The organism is Microbacterium sp. Kw_RZR3, from assembly GCF_029222405.1.
GTDB lineage: Bacteria > Actinomycetota > Actinomycetes > Actinomycetales > Microbacteriaceae > Microbacterium.
In genome coordinates this window covers 1-19,020 of sequence record NZ_JARHXC010000249.1, presented here as the reverse complement: position 1 = coordinate 19,020, position 19,020 = coordinate 1, and the positions used below count along the sequence as shown (strand labels likewise).

Below are 19,020 nucleotides of genomic sequence, written 5' to 3'. Positions count from 1 at the left end.
ATTCGAACCCCCGAATGCAATGCAGTCTGATTTACAGTCAGATCCCTTTGGCCGCTTGGGTAACTCGCCAAGTGCGCACCCGCCCGGCTTTGGCAGTCGACCGGAGGCGCGATAGACCACTCTACTATCCCGGAAGGGATGCCTCCAACCACCCCGGGCATCTCATGCCGGGTGCCTACCGTGCGATGTCGGCGACCTCGCGCACGCGATCGACGAACTCCTCGGTCCGCCGCTTCGTGCCGTCGATCTTGCGATCCACGCTGGCGCGGATCTCGCTCGGGGCGAGGGGCGCGGCGAGGCGCACCGTCTCGTGGCACGAGAGGTCGACGCACATGTACGTGCCGACCGTGTCACCCTGCTCCCCCGCCGCCCCGGCCTTGCGGGCGGTGAACAGCGACACCTGATCCCCCGGCTGCATCGTGTGGCAGAGATTGCACATCGCCGACCGCGCGCGCGACTGCCCCTCGGCGGCGCGCAGCACCACACCGGTGGGCTCGCCGTCGCGCTCGGCGATGACGTATCCGCGCCCACGGGTTCTCGGGTCGCGCCACGCGAAGAAGTCGAGGTGATCCCAATCCGTCAGCACGAAATCATGGGGCATCGCGATGACACGCAGTTCGTCGGGGGTGGCGTTGATGAACGCGTCCCGGACCTCGTTCTCGGTGAGTGCTCGCATGGAATCCGAGTTTACGAGCGCATCGGTAGGCTGCGGCGATGACGCCGTTCTCGCTGCGCACCGCACGCCTGGTCCTGAATCAGCCCACGCTCGCCGATGTCGACGACATCGCCCGATACTGCGCCGACCCGGTCTTCGAGCACTACATGACCACCCCGTGGCCGTACACCCGCGACGACGCGGTCGGGTTCATCGAGGGGTACGTCGCGGACGGCTGGGCCGAGGACCGCGAATGGACCTGGGCGCTGCGCGAATCGGATGCCGGACCCCTGCTCGGCGTGATCGGTGTCCGCGTCCCATGGGGCATGGTCGGCTACTGGCTCGGGGCCGAGCACCGTGGTCGCGGCATCATGCCGGAGGCGCTCGGAGCCGTGATCGACGCCACCTTCGCGCGCGTCGACATCGAGCGGATGCTCTGGGAGTGCGTCCTCGGCAACGTCGCGTCGATGCGCGTGGCCCAGAAGAGCGGGTTCCGCTACACGGGCGTGCAACCGGGGCAGGTACGCGGGCGCGACGGCGGGCAGTCGGCATCCTGGACCGGCGCGCTCGGGCGCGACGACGACCGCTCCCCGAAGCCCGGCTGGCCGTAGGTCGTTTCGCCGAACGTCGAACAGGAGGTGGGTTCGCGAGCGTCTTCGACGACTCGCCCTAGCCTGCCCGGCCGTCGGAGACGTAATCGTCGGTGGCGTCGCGCAGCGTCGTCAGCAGTGCCGAGAACTCGGCGAGGAACGAAGGAGAGTGCGCGGCGAGGAGGGCGTCGATGCGCTGCCCGAGCGGCTCGAAGAACTCCTCGGCGAGCCGCTGCACCTCGGGGGTCGAGTGCAGTGTCACGACTCGACGATCGGTGTGTGTGCGGCTGCGGGCGACGTGACCGACTGCTTCGAGCCGATTCAAGAGGGTCGAGGTCGCACCGAAGCTGAGGCCGATCCGGTCGCTCAGCTTCGCGGGCGAGAGCGGCGTGCCGCGCTCTTCGGCCCCGAGGATCTCGATCATCGCCGCCGCGTCGGTGGAGTGCAGTCCCGCGTGAGCGGCGAACGCCCGGGCGACCTGTGCATACGTCGCTCCGTAGGCGCGGAGCGCCTCCGTGACCGCCTCCGTGACCGACCCCGGAACCGGGTCCGGGGTCAGGGGAGCGTGGGGTTCGCCCACATCGGCCTCCCGTCCTGACGTGCCGTGGTCGGACTTGCAGGTTATCACTTCCTCACGTTATTCTTCCGAGCAATTATTTGACCATGAAAGTACTAGAGGAGATCGCGATGACACTGTCCGAGAACGCGCGCCGCTGGGTGGGCCTGATCGCCGTGGCCCTCGGTGTCGCCCTGATCGTCGTGGACACGACGATCGTCAACGTCATCACCCCCTCGGTGATCGATGACCTGGGCATCGATTCGAGCCAAGCTCAGTGGATCCAGGAGTCGTACGCGATCGTCTTCGCCGCGCTGCTGCTCGTCGTCGGCCGCATCTCCGACCTTCGTGGCGCGAAGACGGTGTTCCTCACCGGCGTCGTCGTCTTCGGCCTCACGAGCCTGCTCGCGGGTCTCGCGCCCACGGGCGACATCTTGATCCTCGCCCGTTTCCTGCAGGGCATCGGCGCCGCCGCCGTCCTGCCGACCTCGCTCGCGCTGCTCAACGCGATGTTCACCGGCGCCGCGCGCGGTAAGGCGTTCGCGGTGTGGGGCTCGACGATCGGCGCCGCCACGGCGCTCGGCCCCGTGCTCGGAGGATGGCTCTCCGAGCACGCCTCGTGGCGATGGGCATTCGGCATCAACATCCCCCTCACGATCGTCATTCTCGTCATCGGCGCCCTGTTCCTCGTTCAGCCTGCCCGCTCCCGTGGTGGTGTCGACGGCCTCAGCGCCGCTCTCTCGGTCATCGGACTCGGCCTGCTTGCCTTCGGACTCGTCGAGGGCCGCGTCTACGGCTGGATCCTCAGTGAGAACACTCTCGACCTGTTCGGCTTCCGCTGGGACTCCGGCCTGTCACCCGTCTTCATCGCGCTCGTCGTGTCCGCCTTCTTCCTCTCCTTGTTCGTCTGGCGGCAGGCGCGACTCAGCCGCCCGGGCAGCCGCCACCGGCCGCTCATGGACACACGCCTGTTCTCGATCGCGTCCTTCCGCAACGGCAACATCGCCACCCTCATCATCGGGCTCGGCGAGTTCGGGATCATCGCGGTGCTTCCCCTCTGGCTGCAGTTCACGCTCGGATACTCCCCTCTGCAGGCGGGGCTCGCGCTCGTACCAATCGCGATAGGCAGCTTCGTCGCCAGCGGGATCAGCTTCCCCCTCGCGAACCGGGTCAGCGCACTGACCTTCGTGCGACTCGGGTTGGTGCTGGAAGTGCTCGGCCTCGCGGGCCTCGGCCTTGTCGCGGCCTTCACCGAGGCGTCCTGGCCGTTCGTATCCGTCGTCCTCTTCTTCTACGGCGTGGGCGTCGGGTTCGCGACCGCACAGGTCACCAACGTCGTACTCGCCGATGTGCCCAGTGACGAAGGCGGGCAGAGCTCGGGCATCCAGAGCACCTTCCGTCAGCTCGGTTCCGCGCTCGGAATCGCAGCCCTCACGACCGTCTTCTTCTCCTCGCTCAGCCGGACCCTCGAGGGCAAACTGGAAGACAGTGGACTGGCCCCCACCGACGCGAAGGATTTCGCCGATGCGGTGACCGACAGCGCCGGTGCGGCGATCGCACCGATCGGCCAGGTGCCGGGCCTCGAGAACGTGGCGGCCCTGGCACGTCAGGCGATGACGGATGCCGTCGCCTTCGGCGCCTTCGTCGCCGCCGGGTTCCTCGTCATCGGCGTCATCGCCACATTCCTCATCCCTTCCCGCCCGGTGAGTGCCGAGGCGTCCGAGCAACCCGCGTCCGGGGCGACGGCCACGACGGAGGTGACACGATGACCGCGCGGAGACGAGTCCTCATCAGCGGCGCGAGCATCGCGGGACCGACGCTCGCCGTCTGGATGGACCGCGCGGGATGGGACGTCACCGTGATCGAGCGCGCGCCCGAGCTTCGCACGGGCGGGCAGAACATCGACATCCGCGGGGCCGGGCGCGAGGTGGCGCGCCGCATGGGGGTGGAGGAGGCGATCCGCGCCCGGAACACGCACGAGGTGGGGACGCGGTTCATCGGGGGCCGCGGGCAGACCGTGGCGAGCTTCCCGGCGGGGCGCGACGACACCGGTGGCGCGACAGCGGAGCTCGAAATCCTCCGCGGCGAGCTGTCGCGCGTTCTGTTCGACCTCATCGCCGATCGTGTCGTCTTCCGCTTCGGCACGACGATCCGCTCACTCGATGATCGCGCCACCGACATCCAGGTCGGATTCGACGACGGGAGCGACGAGCTCTTCGACCTCGTCGTGATCGCCGAGGGGATGCGTTCCCGTACCCGCAGATTGGTCTTCCCCGGCATCGATCCGATCGTTTCGAAGAACATGTCGACCGCGTACCTGACGATCCCCCGCACGCCCGACGACACCGACTGGTGGCGGTGGTACTCGGCCGTGGGCGGGCGCAGCGTGACCCTGCGGCCCGACAACCTCGGCACGATCCGCGCCACGCTGTCGTACCCGACCCGCGGCGACGAGCGGACTGATACAGGCGACGACACCGCCGGAGATGTGCGGGCCGGGCTGCGCGAGCGGTTCGCGGATGCCGGGTGGGAGGCTTCGCGCGTGCTGCGCGAAATGACCGACACTGACGAGCTCTACCTCGACCGGGTCGGGCAAGTGCACCTCGACACCTGGCACCGCGGCAGGGTCGCGCTCGTCGGTGACGCGGCTTACTGCGCCTCCCCGCTCAGCGGCATGGGAACGACCCTGTCGCTCGTGGGTGCGTACGTCTTGGCCGGCGAACTCGGGCGCAGCAACGACGTCGACACGGCCCTCCAACGCTACGAGGACGTCCTCCGCCCCTTCGTCGAGCGCGCCCAGGATCTGCCTCCCGGTACACCGCGGCTCGCGAACCCGCGCTCTCGCGCCGGGATCGCCATCTTCCACGGCGTGCTGCGAGCGGCCGCGTCGCGCGCCGGTCGGCGCGTGACCGCGGGGCTGTTCCGCCCTCCTGCCGACACTTTCGAGCTGCCCGACTACGAGTGAGCCGTGCGACGGCAACGCTGAACCACGGCGATGGGAGACGACGGCGGATCACCCGACGCGACGCCCCCTCGAGGCTCACCCGCACGGCACCCGAGAGTGTCGCGGAAACACGCTCTACCCGCCCGGGCAGTCACACGGATTGCCGCTGTAGCAGGCGCAGTATCCCGGCTCGGGGGTGTCCTCGGGCTCGGGCTCGTTGCGGAGGACGCTGTGATACCCGGTGCTGGTGCTCAGCACGACGACGAGTTCCGGAGCGCGCGCGTGGACCAGGGCCGCATCGACGCGTTGATCCGTGATCTTCTCGCCGTCGCCCTCGGCGTACGTGAAGAAAGTCCCCCTGTCGAAGCCCGCCGCGGAGCGGACCGCGACCCCCATGCTGCGTCCGTCCGCGCAGACGGCGGTCCCGCCGGGCAGGTCGTCGACGGAGTACGGGTCGCCGTTGGCGTTGTGCCCCGGCACCCCGTACATCTGCCAGTACTGGGCGGTCATGTCGAAGGCGGCCTCGTCGGGCACGCACCCGATGTCGCCGAGACGGGCGCGGTATCCGGCGATGAGCGCGGCAGGATCGGCGGTGTCGGTCGACACGACCCGGGTGGTGACGTGTCCGCACGACCAGTAGTACCGGTCGAAGGGACCCCAGGGTGCGCTGTACGACCCGCGCTTGCAGTAGTCCTGCACGCCCGTCGAGATGACCTCACCCATTGCGGCCGCGGCCAGCAACTCGTCTTCCGCGCCGGCGGCTGCGGTGCGAGCGGCGACGACCTCGGGATCCTGCGCTCCCGAGGGCGGCGCGTGGCCGGATCCGGACGCGCACGCCGAGAGCGGCAGCAGCGCCCCCACCGCGATGAGGGAGAGCAGTACGGCGCGGAAGCGGGGGACGCGTCGTCGTGACATGGCCCGAGGCTAGGGCTCACCCCATACGTCACCCGGTATGCGTGGCTCTCATCGTCGTCGGGCACAAGTCCCCGAGGCCTGATTTTCCGCGGTTGTAAACTCGTGGGATGGCAAGCGACAGCTCATTCGACATCGTCTCGAAAATCGATCGACAGGAAGCCGACAACGCCCTGAACCAGGCTCACAAAGAAGTTGAGCAGCGGTACGACTTCAAAGGCACCGACGCGTCGATCGCCTGGAGCGGCGAATCGATCGTCATCAAAGCGAACTCCGAAGAGCGCGCGAACGCCGTGCTCGACGTCTTCCAGACCAAGCTCATCAAGCGCGGCATCTCGCTGAAGAGCCTCGAGAGCGGCGAGCCGGTGCAGAGCGGCAAGGAGTACCGCATCACCTCCACGCTCAAGGAAGGCATCTCGCAGGAGATCGCGAAGAAGATCGGCAAGATCATTCGCGACGAGGGCCCCAAGGGCGTGAAGTCGCAGATCCAGGGCGACGAACTGCGCGTCCAGTCGAAGTCGCGCGACGACCTGCAAGAGGTTCAGCGCCTGCTGAAGGCCGCCGACCTCGACGTGGATCTGCAGTTCACGAACTACCGGTAAGAAGTCGCGCTGACCCGGGCTTTCCGCCCGGAGCCCGCGGACAGTCCGCGAGAGCGGCGAAGGAGATCATGAGGTCCGCCGTCGCCGCTCGCGTCGTGTCCTCCACGGACGGCCACAGGTGGGCGTACGTGTTCAGCGTGGACGACGACTGCAGCCGCGGCGGATGCCACGTCGCATCTCGTGCCCGCGAGCAGCGAGGTCGGCAGGTGAATGTGCCGAGCAGCGAGCTCAGACGAGTGCGTCCGTGCGTTCCTGCAGGTACGCGCACAGCCGCCCCGCGGCCGTGACTTCTTCGCCGAGACCGATGAGATCGAGCGATGTGCCCGTCAGCTCGTCGGTGCGCTCGGTGAGGGTGGCCGCCCACTTGCCGTTCGCGTTGAGTTGGAGGTAAACGGCCGCAGGCGCGTACTTCAGATAGACAAGAACGATCCCCGGGCCCTCCTGCGTAGGATCGCCGTGCGCGACCACTCGAGCCGGCGTGGCAGCGATGTGCTCGTCGTAGTGATGAACCCACGACGTCATATCGGCGAGAGTCGGACTGTCTCGCGGGGTCATGCCTCCATGGTAGTTGGACGCGGTGCAGCATGCGTAGCGGTGCCGACCAGCTCTGCGCGCAGGTCCACCCCGGAAGCCGCCAGCTCGCCACCGCCGGGTAATGCCCGATTCGGCGACTCGCGCGGGGGCACGGAGCCGCTCGGTCTAGCCGTGTTTCGCCAGGAAGAGGCTGAGCGAGATCTCCCGCGTATCGGACCAGCCGCGGCGAGCGCGGACGAGAGTAAAACCCTCGCCGCGAAGCGCCTCCGCGTGGTCGGCGGTGAGAGCCTGCCGATCGATCTTCTCCCACCCGCCCGGCATTCGGTACGCGTGGGTGACAGTGCGTGGGCGAGACATCGGTGCTCCTGAACGGTCAGATCGTGCGGGGAGCGCTGCGTCGTCGAAGCGAGTAAGGGATCCACCGTACGGCGGAGCATGGCCGATGTCTGTCCCCCTTTCGGCGGGGAAGCGCCACCGGCGTACGATTCACGCATCACCACTGACCCGTTCCGCAAAGGGGAAGCCATGGCCGTCCGCGTCGATCTGAACATCTCGCTCGATGGGGTGGCGGCACCCGCTGATCAGACCGCCGAGAATCCCATGGGCGAGGACTGGGGCCGGCTCGTCGAGGACTACATGGCGACGCGGACGTTCCGCGCCCGCGTCTTCGGCGACACCTCGGGCGCCGGCACCACCGGGGTCGACGACCGCTACGCCGCGGCGTACTTCGAGGGCATCGGCGCCGAGGTGATGGGGGCGGCCATGTTCGGACTCCACTCGTTCCCCGACGACCCCGACTGGCGCGGTTGGTGGGGCGACGAGCCGCCGTTCCGCGTTCCCGTCCTCGTTCTCACCCACCGGGAGCGCGCGCCGATCACCTTCGACAACGGGACGCGATTCGAATTCACGTCAGAGGACATCGCGGATGCCGTGGCCCGGGCGCGCGAACTCGCCGACGACGCGGACGTCCGGATCGGCGGCGGGCTGTCGACCGTTCGGTCCGCGCTCGAGGCCGACCTGGTCGACCGCCTGCACGTCGCCGTCCGCCCGGTGATCCTCGGACAGGGCGACCGCCTGTGGGACGGTCTGCGCGGCCTCGACCAGCGCTACACCGTGACGTCGGAGGTCGCCGAGAGCGGCGTCATTCACGTCACCTACGCCCGTTAGAACGGGGCGTCGGACGTCAGCACCCGCGTCACGCGGATGACGAACAGACCGAGCGACGTCACGAGCATGAGCGTCGCCACGATTCCGGCGGCGAGTACCACCCACCGGAGCGTCCCGGGGCGGAGCACTCCCCGGATGGCGAAGAACACCGCCGCTCCCGCGCACGCGATCATGATCAGGTAGTCGATCACCCCGCCGGTGAGCGTGAAGAACGCCACGACCGAGAGAACCGCCAGCACCAGCGCCACGATGTGGAGCGTCCGCGCGTCGGAGGGGCGAGGTCCGTCCGGCATCCCCCGAGCCTATCGACCCCTCCCGCGCGACACCGCGCGTAGCCTGAGTGTCATGCGTCAGCGCACTCCCGATCCGCGCCGGTGCCCCACGTGCGGAGACCCGCTGTCGTTCGAGATTCTCGACGACGAACGCTTCCTCGTCGCGTGGTCGTGCGTGAACTGCGGATTGATCCGCACGACCGAGCCGGCGTGAACCGCGCGGTCAGTTGATGATCTCGGCGTTCCCGTCGCGCATCTCGGTCAGGCGTCGTCGCCACGTCTCAAGCGCCTCGGGGGTCAGGCGGGTCCAGTCGTCGCGCTCGGCGACGATCCGCACCGGTGCGGCGCTGCGGAACGACCGTGTGGGGTTGCCGGGGAACTTCTTGTCGGTGACGTTCGGGTCGTCCTCGAACTCGCCCGTCGGCTCGACCTCGTACACGCGCGGGGGTCCATCCCCCGGGATGATCTCGGCGGCCAGCCCCGCCCCGTCGAGACGCGAGGTGAAGTACACGTGATTCATCACGATCTCGGGGCGGTAGTTCGATCGGAAGCCCGGGGTCAAGAGGTCACCGACCCGCAGGGCGGCTTTCGTTCCGTGGAAGAAGGGACCGGCATCCAGGATCTCGCTCACCACGCGATTCTCGGCACCCGACGAGCCGGGCGCAACCGTCAGCGCGCGAGGACGCCCAGCACGGCGTCCGCGATCGCTCGGTGTCCCGCGTCGTTGGGGTGGAAGTCGTCGCCCGGCCCGGCGAAGGTGTCCCGGCCGTCCGGCCCGTGCAGCTCGGGCAGGGCGAAGAGACCCGCGAGCGAGACGTATCGCCCCGCGTTCGCCGCGCAGACGCGCGCGATCGTCTCGTCGTAGGCCGCGCCGTCGGCGGTCCAGGTGCCGAGGCAGACCAGGGCAGCGTCCGGCGACGACGTGCGGATCCGCCCCAGCAGATCGCCGTATTGCGCTTCGAAGTCCGCGAGCGGGGTCGGGATGCCGACATCGTTGGTCCCCAGTTCGATCACCGCCAGATCGAGGTCGGGCGGGACCTCGGTGACACCCGCGACCGTCGAGAGGGTTTGATGCGCGCGCGACACCGTCGTCGGCGTGACACGCCCCAACGCTCCTGTGACGAGGGACGAGAAGCCCTGCGCCTCGGTGGAGGCGAAGAATCCGGCCGCGAGCGAGTCACCCGTGATGAGCAGGCGCGCGTTCCCCTTCGCGTCGCGCGGGATCCGCAACAGCCCGGAGGTCGACGTGGACGGCGTCGGGGACGACGTCGGCGTCACCGACGGCGAGGGACGCGGCGACGAGGTGCGCGTGGGCGTCACCGACGGCGACGTCGCGGATGCGGACGGCATGGCATCCGGTGTCGCCCCCTGCGAGAGCACGAGCGCCGCGGCGACGACCGCGGCGCCGCCGCCGAGCGACGCCGCGATGGTCCACGCGCGCCGGGTCATCCCCGGAGCGTGTCGTCGCGCCACTCCACCGGGGTGACCTCGCCGCGCACCGCGGCCTCCTCGCGCTGACGCAGTTCGACGCGGCGGATCTTGCCCGAGATCGTCTTCGGCAGTTCGAGGAACTCGACGCGGCGCAGCCGCTGGAACGGCGCCAGCTTCTCGCGGGCGTAGCGGAGGATGTCGATCGCGACCTCTTCGCCGGCCTCGAACCCCGCGGCGAGCACGACGTAGGCCTTCGGCACCGAGAGACGCAGGTCGTCGGGGGCGGGAACGACGGCCGCCTCGACCACGGCCGGGTGCTCGATGAGCACGCTCTCGAGCTCGAACGGACTGATCTTGTAGTCCGAGGACTTGAACACGTCGTCGGTGCGACCGATGTAGGTGATCGTGCCGAGGTCGTCGCGGCGCGCCACGTCTCCCGTGTGGAACAGACCGTTCGCGGTGGACTCGTCGTTGCGTTCCGGGTCGCCGACGTAGCCGGTCATGAGGTTGAGCGGTCGCTCCGACAGGTCGAGGCAGATCTCGCCCTCGTCGGCCGGCTCTCCGGTCACCGGATCGATCAGCACGACGGGGCAGCCCGGCAGAGGGCGTCCCATCGACCCGGGGACGAGCTGGGCACCCGGGGTGTTGGCGACGACGGCGGTCATCTCGGTCTGGCCGTAGCCGTCGCGGATGTCGAGGCCCCACGCGCGCTGCACGGTCGCGATGACCTCGGGGTTGAGCGGCTCGCCCGCCGAGACGACCTCGCGCAGCGCCCCTCGCCGCCCGGTGAGGTCGGCCTGGATCAGCATGCGCCACACGGTCGGCGGAGCGCAGAACGTCGTGACCCGGTCGCGCTCGAGCTCGTCGAGCAGACGCTCGGCCGAGAAGCGCGAGTAGTTGAGGGCGAGCACGGTGGCCCCGGCGATCCACGGCGCGAAGAAGAGACTCCACGCGTGCTTCGCCCACCCCGGCGAACTGATGGCGAGGTGCACGTCGCCGGGTTGGAGGCCCAACCAGTACATCGTCGAGAGGTGCCCCACGGGATACGACGCGTGCGTGTGCTCGACGAGCTTCGGCTTCGACGTGGTCCCCGACGTGAAGTAGAGCAGCAGGCGATCGTCGGCGAGGGTCTCCGGATGCCGCGCGGGGTCCGCCTCGGCGAGGAACGCGTCGTCGTACGCGGCCCATCCCGCGTGCTGACCGCCCACCACGATGCGACCGAGACCCTCGGGCAGGTCGTCGAACTTCTCGGCATCCGATGCCCCGACGATGACGTGGCGGATCTCGGCCCGCTGGATCCGGTCGGCGAGGTCGCCGGCGCCGAGAGCGGTCGTGGTCGGCGCGATCACGCCGCCGAGCTTCATGATGCCGAGCATCGCCTCCCACAGCTCGACCTGATTGCCGAGCATGAGCAGCACCGCGTCTCCGCGACGGACGCCCCGGGATGCCAACCACGCGGCGACCTGGTCCGATCGGCGGGCGAGCTCGTCGAAGGTGCGCTGGTGGTGGGTGCCGTCGTCATCGACGACGATCAGAGCCGGAGCGTCGTTGCCTCGCGCCATCGGGTCGAACCAGTCGATCGCCCAGTTGAAGGGTCCCTCGAACCGTGGCCAGGTGAACGCCGCCGCGCGGTCGGGGTCGGTGCGCGCCGCGAGGAGTTCGTCGCGGGCGGCGCGGTAGCGCGCGGTGGCGGTGAGGGTCATGGGTCTCCTTCGATCGCGTTCTACGCTAGCCCTCGCAGCCATGCCCCGAGCGCCGCGTAGGCGGCATCCCGCGCCCCCGGTGCCGAGAGGAAGACATCGTGCAGGGCACCGTCGATCCGCGCGATCGTTACCGTGCGGGCGATGCGGGTCGCCGCTCGAGCGATGTCGTCGACCACCAGCACCGAGTCGGTCTCGCGCATCGCGTCGTTCCAGCTGAGCGCCACCGTCGATCGGGCGGACAGCAGCACGAGGATCGGACAGCCGACATCGAGACCGGATGCCACCCGCGCGTGGCCCGCGATGATGGCCGCCAGCCATCCCGGATGGGTCGGGAACCCCTGCGCGGGCCGCCAGCCCTCGGGGCTGTCCGGGAGGGTCCCGAGCTCGCGTTGAGCCCGGGTATAGAAGCCGAGGTCGACGACGGGATGCGTGCCAAGCGGATCGAACCGCGCGCGGGCGTTGACGAGCGGGGCGAGGGCCTGCCGTCCGAGCGGGCCGAGCTGCAGCTCTAGCCACGGGCTGTTCAGGATGAGCGCATCGGCCACCCCGGGATGCCGCGCCACCCAGAGCGTCAACGTCAAGCCACCGGTGCTGTGCCCGAGGAGCACGAGCCGTCGCCCCTCGCGCACGGTGGCCATGGCATCCAGCGCCGCGGCGATGTCGGCGTCGTACACGTCGAGAGACGCGACGTATCCGGGCGCGAGGTCGGATCGCAGACTGCGACCGTACTTGCGCAGGTCGAGCGCGTAGAACCGTGCGCCGCGGTCGGTGAAGAACCGGGCGAGGTCCGTCTGGAAGAAGTAGTCCGACCATCCGTGCACGTAGAGAACGTCGGTATCGCGCAGCTCACCGAACAGGCGCGCCCCCGCATGCGGTCGGGCTCGCACGAGTGTGGCGACCACCTCTCCGTCGACATCGTCGCCGAGCGGCAGCGTCTGCTGCTCGAAGCCCTCACCGAGGATGTCCGGATGCCACTCCCCCATCACCCCAGCCTACGGCGGGGCGCTTAGCGAGACCGTGCAGAACTCCTGAGAAGCCGGCCGAAAGAGCCGGGTAGACGGCGGCTCCGACCCCCGAGGTGCCGCTACTCAGGAGTTCGGCCCGCCCCGCGCGACGCCGACGCCCGTCAGCGCGACGCCGACGCGTCTTCGCGGGCGGCGCGCTCCTTCGCCCGCTCCAGCGCGCGCTTGCGCGCCGCCCGAGCGTCCTCCTCGAGCTTCTCGGCCTTCTCCTCGTCGCGCGTGAGGTTCACGCCCGTCTCCGGGTCGAACAGGTGCAGCGAGTCGGCAGAGAACCACAGGCGCGCGGCATCCCCCGCCCGGATCGAGCTCATGGCATCCAGCGCCACGACGAGCTCGGTCCGCAGGCTCTCGCCGTCGAGGTCGCGGTCGAGCTCCGACAGCTTGTCCTTCACCGTGGCGTCGGTCTCATAGGGTACATAGGCGTAGAGCACCTCGCCGAGCCACTCGGTCATCTCGATGTCGAGCTCGGCCGTGATGCCGCCGGAGAGGTCGCGCTCGGTCGAGTCGGCGTCTTCGAACGCGTCGGGTCGGACGCCCACGATCACGAGGTCGCGCCCCTCGACGGCTTTGCGCAGCCGGTCGTCGAGCGGCACATCGGCGATCGGCAGGCGCAGCACGTCGCCGTCGACGGTGCCGCTGAGGAAGTTCATCGGCGGCGAGCCGATGAAGCCCGCGACGAAGAGGTTCACCGGCTGGTCGTAGAGCCCGCGCGGGCTCGCGACCTGCTGCAGCTCGCCGCGACGCAGAACCGCGACCCGGTCACCGAGGGTCATGGCCTCGGTCTGGTCGTGCGTGACATAAACCGTCGTGATGCCGAGCGAGCGCTGCAGCCGCGCGATCTCGGTGCGCATCTGCCCCCGCAGCTTCGCATCGAGGTTCGACAGCGGCTCGTCGAACAGGAACGCACTGGCGTTGCGCACGATCGCGCGGCCCATCGCGACGCGCTGACGCTGACCGCCCGAGAGGTTCGCGGGCTTGCGCTCGAGGTGCTCGTCGAGCTCGAGCAGCTTCGACGCCCGGCGCACGCGCTCGTCGATCTCTTTGTCGTCGAGGTCGCTCGACTTCAGCCGCATCGGGAACGCGATGTTCTCGTACACCGTCAGGTGCGGGTAGAGCGCGTAGTTCTGGAAGACCATCGCGAGGTTCCGGTCCTTGGGCGCCTTGTCGTTCACGACCTCGTCGGCGATCTTCAGCTCGCCGTCCGAGATGTCCTCGAGTCCGACGATCATGCGCAGCAGCGTCGACTTGCCGCAGCCCGAGGGCCCGACGAGGATCACGAACTCGCCGTCGGCGATGTCGAGGTCGACGCCCTTGACCGCGGTGAAGCCGTCGTCGTAGGTCTTGACGATCCTGTTGAGAGTGATGGATGCCATGGACTCGCTCCTTAGCCTTTGACGGCGCCCTGCGTGAGGCCGGACACGATCCGGCGCTGGAAGATCACGACGACGATGACGATGGGGATGGTGACGACGATGGCCGCCGCCGAGATCGCACCCGTGGGTTCCTCGAACTGCGAGGCCCCGGTGAAGAAGGACAGGGCCGCGGGCACCGGGCGGGCGGCATCCGTCGATGTCAGGGAGATGCCGTAGACGAAGTCGTTCCACGCGATGAAGAACGCGATGATCGCGGTGGTGAAGACACCGGGGGCCGCGAGCGGCACGACGGTCTTGCGGAACGCCTCGAAGGGCGTCGCCCCGTCGACCTGGGCGGCCTGCTCGAGCTCCCACGGGATCTGGCGGAAGAACGCGGCGAGCGTCCAGATCGAGATCGGCAGGGTCAACGACAGGTACGGGATGATCAGGCCGAGCCAGGTGTCGTAGAGGCCGACCACGCGCCACAGGTTGAACAGCGGCGTCACGATCGACACGATCGGGAAGACCGACACCGCGAGCGCCGTGGTGAGGATGATGCGCTTGCCGGGGAAGTCGAGCCGGGCGATCGCGTAGGCGCAGAGGGTGGCGAGCACCACGGCGATGAACGTCGCGATGAGCGAGATGCCGATCGAGTTGCGCAGCGCCGGGAGGAACAGGTCCTGCGCGCTACCGCCCGGGGCGAGGATCGTTGCGTAGTTGTCGAGCGTCCATTCGGTGGGCAGCAGCGTTCCGGAGAAGAGGCCCGCCTGCGTGTTGAACGACGTCATCAGAATCGAGAAGACCGGGAAGAGCGACCACACCAGCACGACCGCGATGATCACGAGCCACATGATCCGCTGGGGCCAGGTCATTGCACGCATCAGGAGTTCCTCCCCGCAGACAGATCCACTTTGAAGCCCTTGATGAAGATGCCGGCGATGATCAGCACACTGAGGAACAGCAGCACCGAGATGGCCGACCCGAGTCCGATCTCGAGGCGCCCGATCGAGGTGTTGTAGGCCAGCAGCGACAGCGCTTCGGTGTCGTTGGCCCCCGCGGTCATGATGAAGATGTTGTCGAAGATGCGGAACGCCTCGAGCGTGCGGAAGAGCACGGCCACCATGATCGCGGCCTTCATGTTCGGCAGAATGACGCGGCGGAGCACCTCCCACCCCGTGGCTCCGTCGACCTTCGCGGCCTCCTCGAGGTCACCGGGCACCTGCGCGAGGCCCGACAGCAGCAGGAGCGAGATGAAGGGCGTGGTCTTCCAGACCTCGCTGAGGATGATGACCGTGAGCGAGGTGCCTTGGTAAGCGAACCAGTTGAGGTTCTCGTCGAACCCGGGGATCCACGACAGCCAGCTGTTGACGTACCCGCCGGAGTTGATGTCGAAGGCGTAGAAGAACGCGAAGGCCGAGACGACGGTGATGATGCCGTAGGGCACGAGGATCGCCGTGCGGGCGAAGCCGCGGAGCTTCTTGATCGCCCGGTGCATCACGAGCGCGAAACCGAAGCCGATGATCAGCTCGAGCAGCACCGTGACGACGGTGATGAAGAGCGTGACGCCCATGGATTGCCAGAACGCCGGGTCGCCGAGGATGACCTGGTAGTTGCGGAACCAGATGAACTCCCGGTCGTCCGGTGCCGTCAGTCGCAGGCTGAAGAGCGAATCCCACAGCGCCTGCACGATCGGATACAGCGTGACCAGGAGCATGATGCCGAACGCGGGGCCCGCGAGCATCCAGCCCAGCCGGGCCTCCGCCCGCGCGCGGTCAGAGCGGCGCTTCTTCTTCGGGGCCTCCGGTTCGGTGTGCCGAGTGGCACGGGTGACGGTGGTGTCGGTCACAGCAGTCGCTCCCCTCTGAGCACCGCGAGGATGAAGTCGGTCGAGGTCTGCGGCGTCGTATCGGGGGTGACGGCGTTCGGTGGATGCCACGTGCGCTGCAGCCCGATGGAGATCTCGTTGTAATACGGCGTCTGCGGTCGGGGCGCGCCCAGCTGCAGCGACTCCGCGATCGTGTCGGCCATCGGGAACCTCTCGTTCACCTCGGCGTCGTCGTACGCGGCGAGGTTGGAGGGCGGGTTGCCGTTGGTGACGAAGTACTGCGCCTGGTTCTCGGGGCTGACGATGCATTTCACGGCCTGCCAGGCCAGGTCGGTGTGCTCGCTGTACGCACCGACGCCGAGGTTGATCCCTCCGACGGGAGGAGCGGCCGGGGTCCCGGCATCCACTCGGGGGTAGACCGCCCAGCCGAGGTCCTCGACGACCTCGGGGGCCGCGCCCTGCATGGCCGGGTAGACGAACGGCCAGTTGACCATGAACGATCCGTTGTCGCCCTGGAAGAGGTTCATGCTCGCGTTCTCGTCGGCCGTCGGCAGTCCCGGGCCGCCGAGGTTCGACGATCCGATACGCCCGATGATCTCGGCCGCCTTCTTGCCCGCGTCGGACTCGAGGCCCAGCTGCATCTCGTCGGGCTTCGCCTCGGGATCCTCGAGGATCTTGCCGCCGCCCGAGGCGACGAGGGCGTTGATCCAGACCGTGAGCGACTCGGCGAGTGCGCCCTGGACGCCGAGCTGCTTGTTCTGGTCTTCCGCGGCCTGCATGATCTGGTCCCACGTGACCGGCTGCGTCATGTCGAGACCGGCGGCTTCGGCGACCGACTTGCGGTACCAGAGCAGCTGCGTGTTGGCCCAGAACGGCACCGTCACGAGCTCCCCGTTCCAGCTGGCCGACTGCACCGCGCCCTCGACGATGCCGTCGGTGTCCTGCAGCTCATCGGGGACGGGAGCGAGGAATCCGGGCTCGGCGAGCTCGGGGATGAACGGCGGGTCGAGGCTCATGATGTCGAGCGAGCGGTCGCTCGCGGCGAGACGCCGGGCGAGCTGTTCCCGCTGCGAGGCGGCATCGCGCGGCAGCAGCGAGGTCTCGATGCGATACGCGCCGTCGGCGGCTTCGGTGCAGGATGCCGCGATCTCAGCCTGACCGCCGTCGTCGGGGTTGATGTACCAGGTGAGGGTCGGCACCCCGTCGCCCGCGGAACAGGCGCCGAGTGTGCCGGCGAGGACCACCGCGGACGCCCCGGCCACGATCCGTTTCGTTGTTCGCATCCGGCCCCCTCGCCTCGGTGCGGGCGTCGGTGCCCGGCGTCGTGCGTCCATCCTGTCGATGCGGGGCGGATCCGGGCACGAGGGTTGCCCCCGCCGATCGGGGGATGGTACTCGCGCGACCTCAGCTACCGGGCTGCCGTGGAGGCGATGAACACACGTGCTCACCAGCCGCAGCCGGAGGAGCAACGACATCGGAGGCGGGCAAAGGGTCCCATTTCTCGGGCCGCCGGAAGGTTGCGCCGTCCTGAGACTTCACGACCGCAGGGAGCAGGCACTTCTCCACGCGGGCAAGGGTGGTGCGTCGCGATGCGGGCATCAGACGACGCATGGCGTCTGAACCACGATGAGGAGGGAAGTGAGCGAAGATGTGTGCGTTGGGATTCGCGCCCCAGGCCATTTTCACGGCGGGGATGATATCGGTGTCGGCGGTCATGAGCATGAACGATTCGGCCCTGTTCGCGGCGACGTCGGCGACGAGGTGTACAGCGATGTTCACATGCGTCTGTTTCTCTTCGTAGCTGGTCCATGTCGCCCCGCACGATCGACAGGTCCGAGACTTCTCCTGAAACTGGCCTTTGATCACGGTCAATCGGCTCGGGTGCAAGCTGCGGAGCGCGGCGAGGTACCGATCCTGGCGAGCCTGCGCATCGGGTTCGTTCAGGACGATGGCGGTGAAGTACGTGACCTGAACGAGAGCTGACCGCGGCCGCAGAGTTGTCGCGAGCTTGACGATGTCGAGCCACAGCAGCCGGTTACCAGCCGCGTCGTGCAGGCCGTGATACAGGTTGAAGCCATCGATGTAGACGATGAGACGTTCTGCTTCTGCGGCTTCCACACTCCCCTCCACTTCCCTGCGGTGATAAACTGGGCGGACACCACAGCAGCGGTTGATTGTCACGATCGCTGCCCGACGCCCTCTTCCGGGAGGGCGTCTTTGTTTTCATCGACGCGCCGCTCCGCACGTTCGGCTTATAGGCAAGAACGTGTGTATGGCTCGGGCGTGTCAGCTCCGTCCTGCCCATCCGGTTCGGATCCAGAGGCCTTCCTCGGCGGTGACGGCGGTGTCGTAGAGAGCTGGCTGTCCGTCGTCGTCGGGCTCGTCGGGTGTGGCCGGCGGGGTGGGCGTGATGGCGTGCCGGTGCGCGCGCTCGAGGGGAACCTCGTGCAGCAGCAGGAACCACTCGACGGCTTTGCGGCGGTGCTCGGTGGGCATGCCCCGGTGATGGCGCAGAAGGTGGCGGATCTGACTGTTCAAACCCTCCAGGCGTGAAGTGGTGCGGGGGTTTCCGTGCTGGAGAGTGGTGAACACGTGCCCTGATTCTGCGGCGCGATGAAGGACATTCCAGGCTCGGCGGAGTTTGAAGTGGGTGAACCCGAAGTGCCCGTTCGCGTAGAGGGTGCGTTCTTTGGTGAGATGCCCGTGGGTCTGCCACCACGCTTGCAACGTGAGCCGCCAGGAGATGGCGTCATCGATGGTGTGGACCGCGGTCAACGCGAGGGAGATCTGGCGCAGGTCGCGGCCGGCGCGGGTGCGGGGATTGCGCGTCAGCTCGCGGGTGACGTTCAGTTGCAGGTGGAAGATGCAGCGTTGCACGGCGGTGTCGGGCCAGGTCGTGGCTAGGGCGGAGCGGATGCCGGAACCGCCGTCGGTGACGACGACGACCGGGGGCGGGACCTGTTCGAACAGGGCCGTCCACGCGGCGGTGGATTCTCGGGCGCACCACTGCCAGGCGAGGACGCGTCCGGTGTCGGATTGGGCGATGAGAAGGCACCAGGAGCCGATCCAGACACCGTCGACGAGGACGACATCGTGAACTTCGCCGGTGACCGGCATCACGGGCTGCAGACCCCAGCACCAGGCGGTGTCGTGACGAAATGAGCGCCCGGTTCCGCCGCCGATTTCGGCTTGCGTTGTTTTGCCCGTCAACCAGCGCAGGAACCGGCGCAGCTGCTCCCGCTCGCTCACGTCGCGTCGGGAGCGGACAGATGATGCGCCGCAGTCGGGGCAGCGCCATCGCTGTGTTCCGGCGGCGGTCTTACCGTTCTTCACCAGCCGAGCACCGCATATCACGCAGAGCGCCTGATTCGAGGGATGGTCCACGCCTAAGCGTCGCGGACCATGCACAACCCCGTTTCACCGCGTGATCGCGCGGCTAGATCACCATCCCATCC

21 protein-coding genes are annotated in these 19,020 nt (G+C 68.4%); 6 read left to right on the top strand and 15 right to left on the bottom strand.

Annotated features, from left to right (window positions below; all coding sequences use genetic code 11):
• Positions 1 to 175: 175 nt before the first annotated feature.
• Positions 176 to 676, bottom strand: a complete 501-nt coding sequence (locus P2P98_RS13985; RefSeq protein ID WP_058628674.1) for an FBP domain-containing protein — start codon at positions 674 to 676, stop codon at positions 176 to 178.
• Positions 677 to 714: 38 nt separating this feature from the next.
• On the opposite strand from P2P98_RS13985, the gene P2P98_RS13980 reads away from it, so the two are divergent.
• Positions 715 to 1,266 (top strand): GNAT family N-acetyltransferase, encoded by a 552-nt coding sequence (locus tag P2P98_RS13980; RefSeq protein ID WP_275800681.1) that lies wholly within the window; start codon positions 715 to 717, stop codon positions 1,264 to 1,266.
• 58 nt (positions 1,267 to 1,324) lie between these two features.
• Here P2P98_RS13980 and P2P98_RS13975 read toward each other — a convergent pair whose 3' ends face one another.
• Positions 1,325 to 1,873 carry a MarR family transcriptional regulator gene (locus tag P2P98_RS13975; protein WP_275800679.1) on the bottom strand — a complete coding sequence of 183 codons (549 nt, stop codon included), beginning with the start codon at positions 1,871 to 1,873 and terminating at the stop codon, positions 1,325 to 1,327.
• A gap of 59 nt (positions 1,874 to 1,932) precedes the next feature.
• Here P2P98_RS13975 and P2P98_RS13970 point away from each other — a divergent pair, with 59 nt between their 5' ends.
• Entirely contained in the window at positions 1,933 to 3,570 is a 1,638-nt protein-coding gene (locus tag P2P98_RS13970; RefSeq protein WP_275800677.1) for a DHA2 family efflux MFS transporter permease subunit, read from the top strand.
• Entirely contained in the window at positions 3,567 to 4,766 is a 1,200-nt protein-coding gene (locus P2P98_RS13965; protein ID WP_275800675.1) for an FAD-dependent monooxygenase, read from the top strand. The genes P2P98_RS13970 and P2P98_RS13965 overlap by 4 nt, the downstream gene beginning before the upstream one ends.
• A gap of 114 nt (positions 4,767 to 4,880) precedes the next feature.
• Here the strand turns inward: P2P98_RS13965 and P2P98_RS13960 are convergent, their stop codons facing one another.
• Complete coding sequence (locus tag P2P98_RS13960; protein ID WP_275800673.1) at positions 4,881 to 5,660, bottom strand: hypothetical protein; 780 nt, start codon at positions 5,658 to 5,660, stop codon at positions 4,881 to 4,883.
• 107 nt (positions 5,661 to 5,767) lie between these two features.
• On the opposite strand from P2P98_RS13960, the gene P2P98_RS13955 reads away from it, so the two are divergent.
• On the top strand, positions 5,768 to 6,259 hold the full coding sequence (locus P2P98_RS13955) for a YajQ family cyclic di-GMP-binding protein (RefSeq protein ID WP_013585459.1): 492 nt from the start codon (positions 5,768 to 5,770) through the stop codon (positions 6,257 to 6,259).
• A 228-nt stretch (positions 6,260 to 6,487) separates the two neighbouring features.
• On the opposite strand, the gene P2P98_RS13950 is transcribed toward P2P98_RS13955, so the two are convergent.
• Entirely contained in the window at positions 6,488 to 6,814 is a 327-nt protein-coding gene (locus P2P98_RS13950; RefSeq protein WP_275800671.1) for a hypothetical protein, read from the bottom strand.
• Between the two features lie 504 nt (positions 6,815 to 7,318).
• On the opposite strand from P2P98_RS13950, the gene P2P98_RS13945 reads away from it, so the two are divergent.
• Positions 7,319 to 7,960 carry a dihydrofolate reductase family protein gene (locus P2P98_RS13945; RefSeq protein ID WP_275800669.1) on the top strand — a complete coding sequence of 214 codons (642 nt, stop codon included), beginning with the start codon at positions 7,319 to 7,321 and terminating at the stop codon, positions 7,958 to 7,960.
• Here the strand turns inward: P2P98_RS13945 and P2P98_RS13940 are convergent.
• Positions 7,957 to 8,253 carry a hypothetical protein gene (locus P2P98_RS13940; RefSeq protein ID WP_275800667.1) on the bottom strand — a complete coding sequence of 99 codons (297 nt, stop codon included), beginning with the start codon at positions 8,251 to 8,253 and terminating at the stop codon, positions 7,957 to 7,959. The two genes, P2P98_RS13945 and P2P98_RS13940, sit on opposite strands and share 4 nt — an antisense overlap.
• A gap of 52 nt (positions 8,254 to 8,305) precedes the next feature.
• Here P2P98_RS13940 and P2P98_RS13935 point away from each other — a divergent pair, with 52 nt between their 5' ends.
• Positions 8,306 to 8,446, top strand: coding sequence for a hypothetical protein (locus tag P2P98_RS13935; protein WP_275800666.1), 141 nt, complete (start codon positions 8,306 to 8,308; stop codon positions 8,444 to 8,446).
• A 9-nt stretch (positions 8,447 to 8,455) separates the two neighbouring features.
• Here the strand turns inward: P2P98_RS13935 and arr are convergent, their stop codons facing one another.
• The 10 genes from arr to P2P98_RS13885 form a co-directional block, all read right to left on the bottom strand.
• Positions 8,456 to 8,863, bottom strand: a complete 408-nt coding sequence (gene arr, locus P2P98_RS13930) for an NAD(+)--rifampin ADP-ribosyltransferase (protein WP_275800664.1) — start codon at positions 8,861 to 8,863, stop codon at positions 8,456 to 8,458.
• A 38-nt stretch (positions 8,864 to 8,901) separates the two neighbouring features.
• The gene (locus P2P98_RS13925; protein WP_275800662.1) at positions 8,902 to 9,681 is read right to left on the bottom strand and encodes an SGNH/GDSL hydrolase family protein; all 780 of its coding nucleotides are present in this window, start codon (positions 9,679 to 9,681) and stop codon (positions 8,902 to 8,904) included.
• Complete coding sequence (locus tag P2P98_RS13920) at positions 9,678 to 11,366, bottom strand: AMP-binding protein (protein WP_275800661.1); 1,689 nt, start codon at positions 11,364 to 11,366, stop codon at positions 9,678 to 9,680. The genes P2P98_RS13925 and P2P98_RS13920 overlap by 4 nt, the downstream gene beginning before the upstream one ends.
• A gap of 20 nt (positions 11,367 to 11,386) precedes the next feature.
• On the bottom strand, positions 11,387 to 12,349 hold the full coding sequence (locus P2P98_RS13915; RefSeq protein ID WP_275800660.1) for an alpha/beta hydrolase: 963 nt from the start codon (positions 12,347 to 12,349) through the stop codon (positions 11,387 to 11,389).
• A gap of 143 nt (positions 12,350 to 12,492) precedes the next feature.
• A complete protein-coding gene (ugpC, locus tag P2P98_RS13910; RefSeq protein WP_275800658.1) occupies positions 12,493 to 13,761 on the bottom strand; it encodes a sn-glycerol-3-phosphate ABC transporter ATP-binding protein UgpC in 1,269 nt (422 codons plus the stop codon).
• Positions 13,762 to 13,772: 11 nt separating this feature from the next.
• Complete coding sequence (locus tag P2P98_RS13905; protein ID WP_275800657.1) at positions 13,773 to 14,621, bottom strand: carbohydrate ABC transporter permease; 849 nt, start codon at positions 14,619 to 14,621, stop codon at positions 13,773 to 13,775.
• Positions 14,621 to 15,586: a sugar ABC transporter permease gene (locus tag P2P98_RS13900; protein ID WP_275800655.1), complete on the bottom strand. Its 966-nt coding sequence runs from the start codon at positions 15,584 to 15,586 to the stop codon at positions 14,621 to 14,623. Before P2P98_RS13900 ends, P2P98_RS13905 begins: the two co-directional genes overlap by 1 nt.
• Entirely contained in the window at positions 15,583 to 16,848 is a 1,266-nt protein-coding gene (locus P2P98_RS13895; RefSeq protein ID WP_275800653.1) for an extracellular solute-binding protein, read from the bottom strand. Before P2P98_RS13895 ends, P2P98_RS13900 begins: the two co-directional genes overlap by 4 nt.
• Positions 16,849 to 16,969: 121 nt before the next feature.
• On the bottom strand, positions 16,970 to 17,683 hold the full coding sequence (locus P2P98_RS13890; protein WP_275800651.1) for an NYN domain-containing protein: 714 nt from the start codon (positions 17,681 to 17,683) through the stop codon (positions 16,970 to 16,972).
• Between the two features lie 168 nt (positions 17,684 to 17,851).
• Positions 17,852 to 18,919, bottom strand: coding sequence for an IS1249 family transposase (locus P2P98_RS13885; RefSeq protein WP_275800684.1), 1,068 nt, complete (start codon positions 18,917 to 18,919; stop codon positions 17,852 to 17,854).
• Between the last annotated feature and the right edge of the window lie 101 nt (positions 18,920 to 19,020).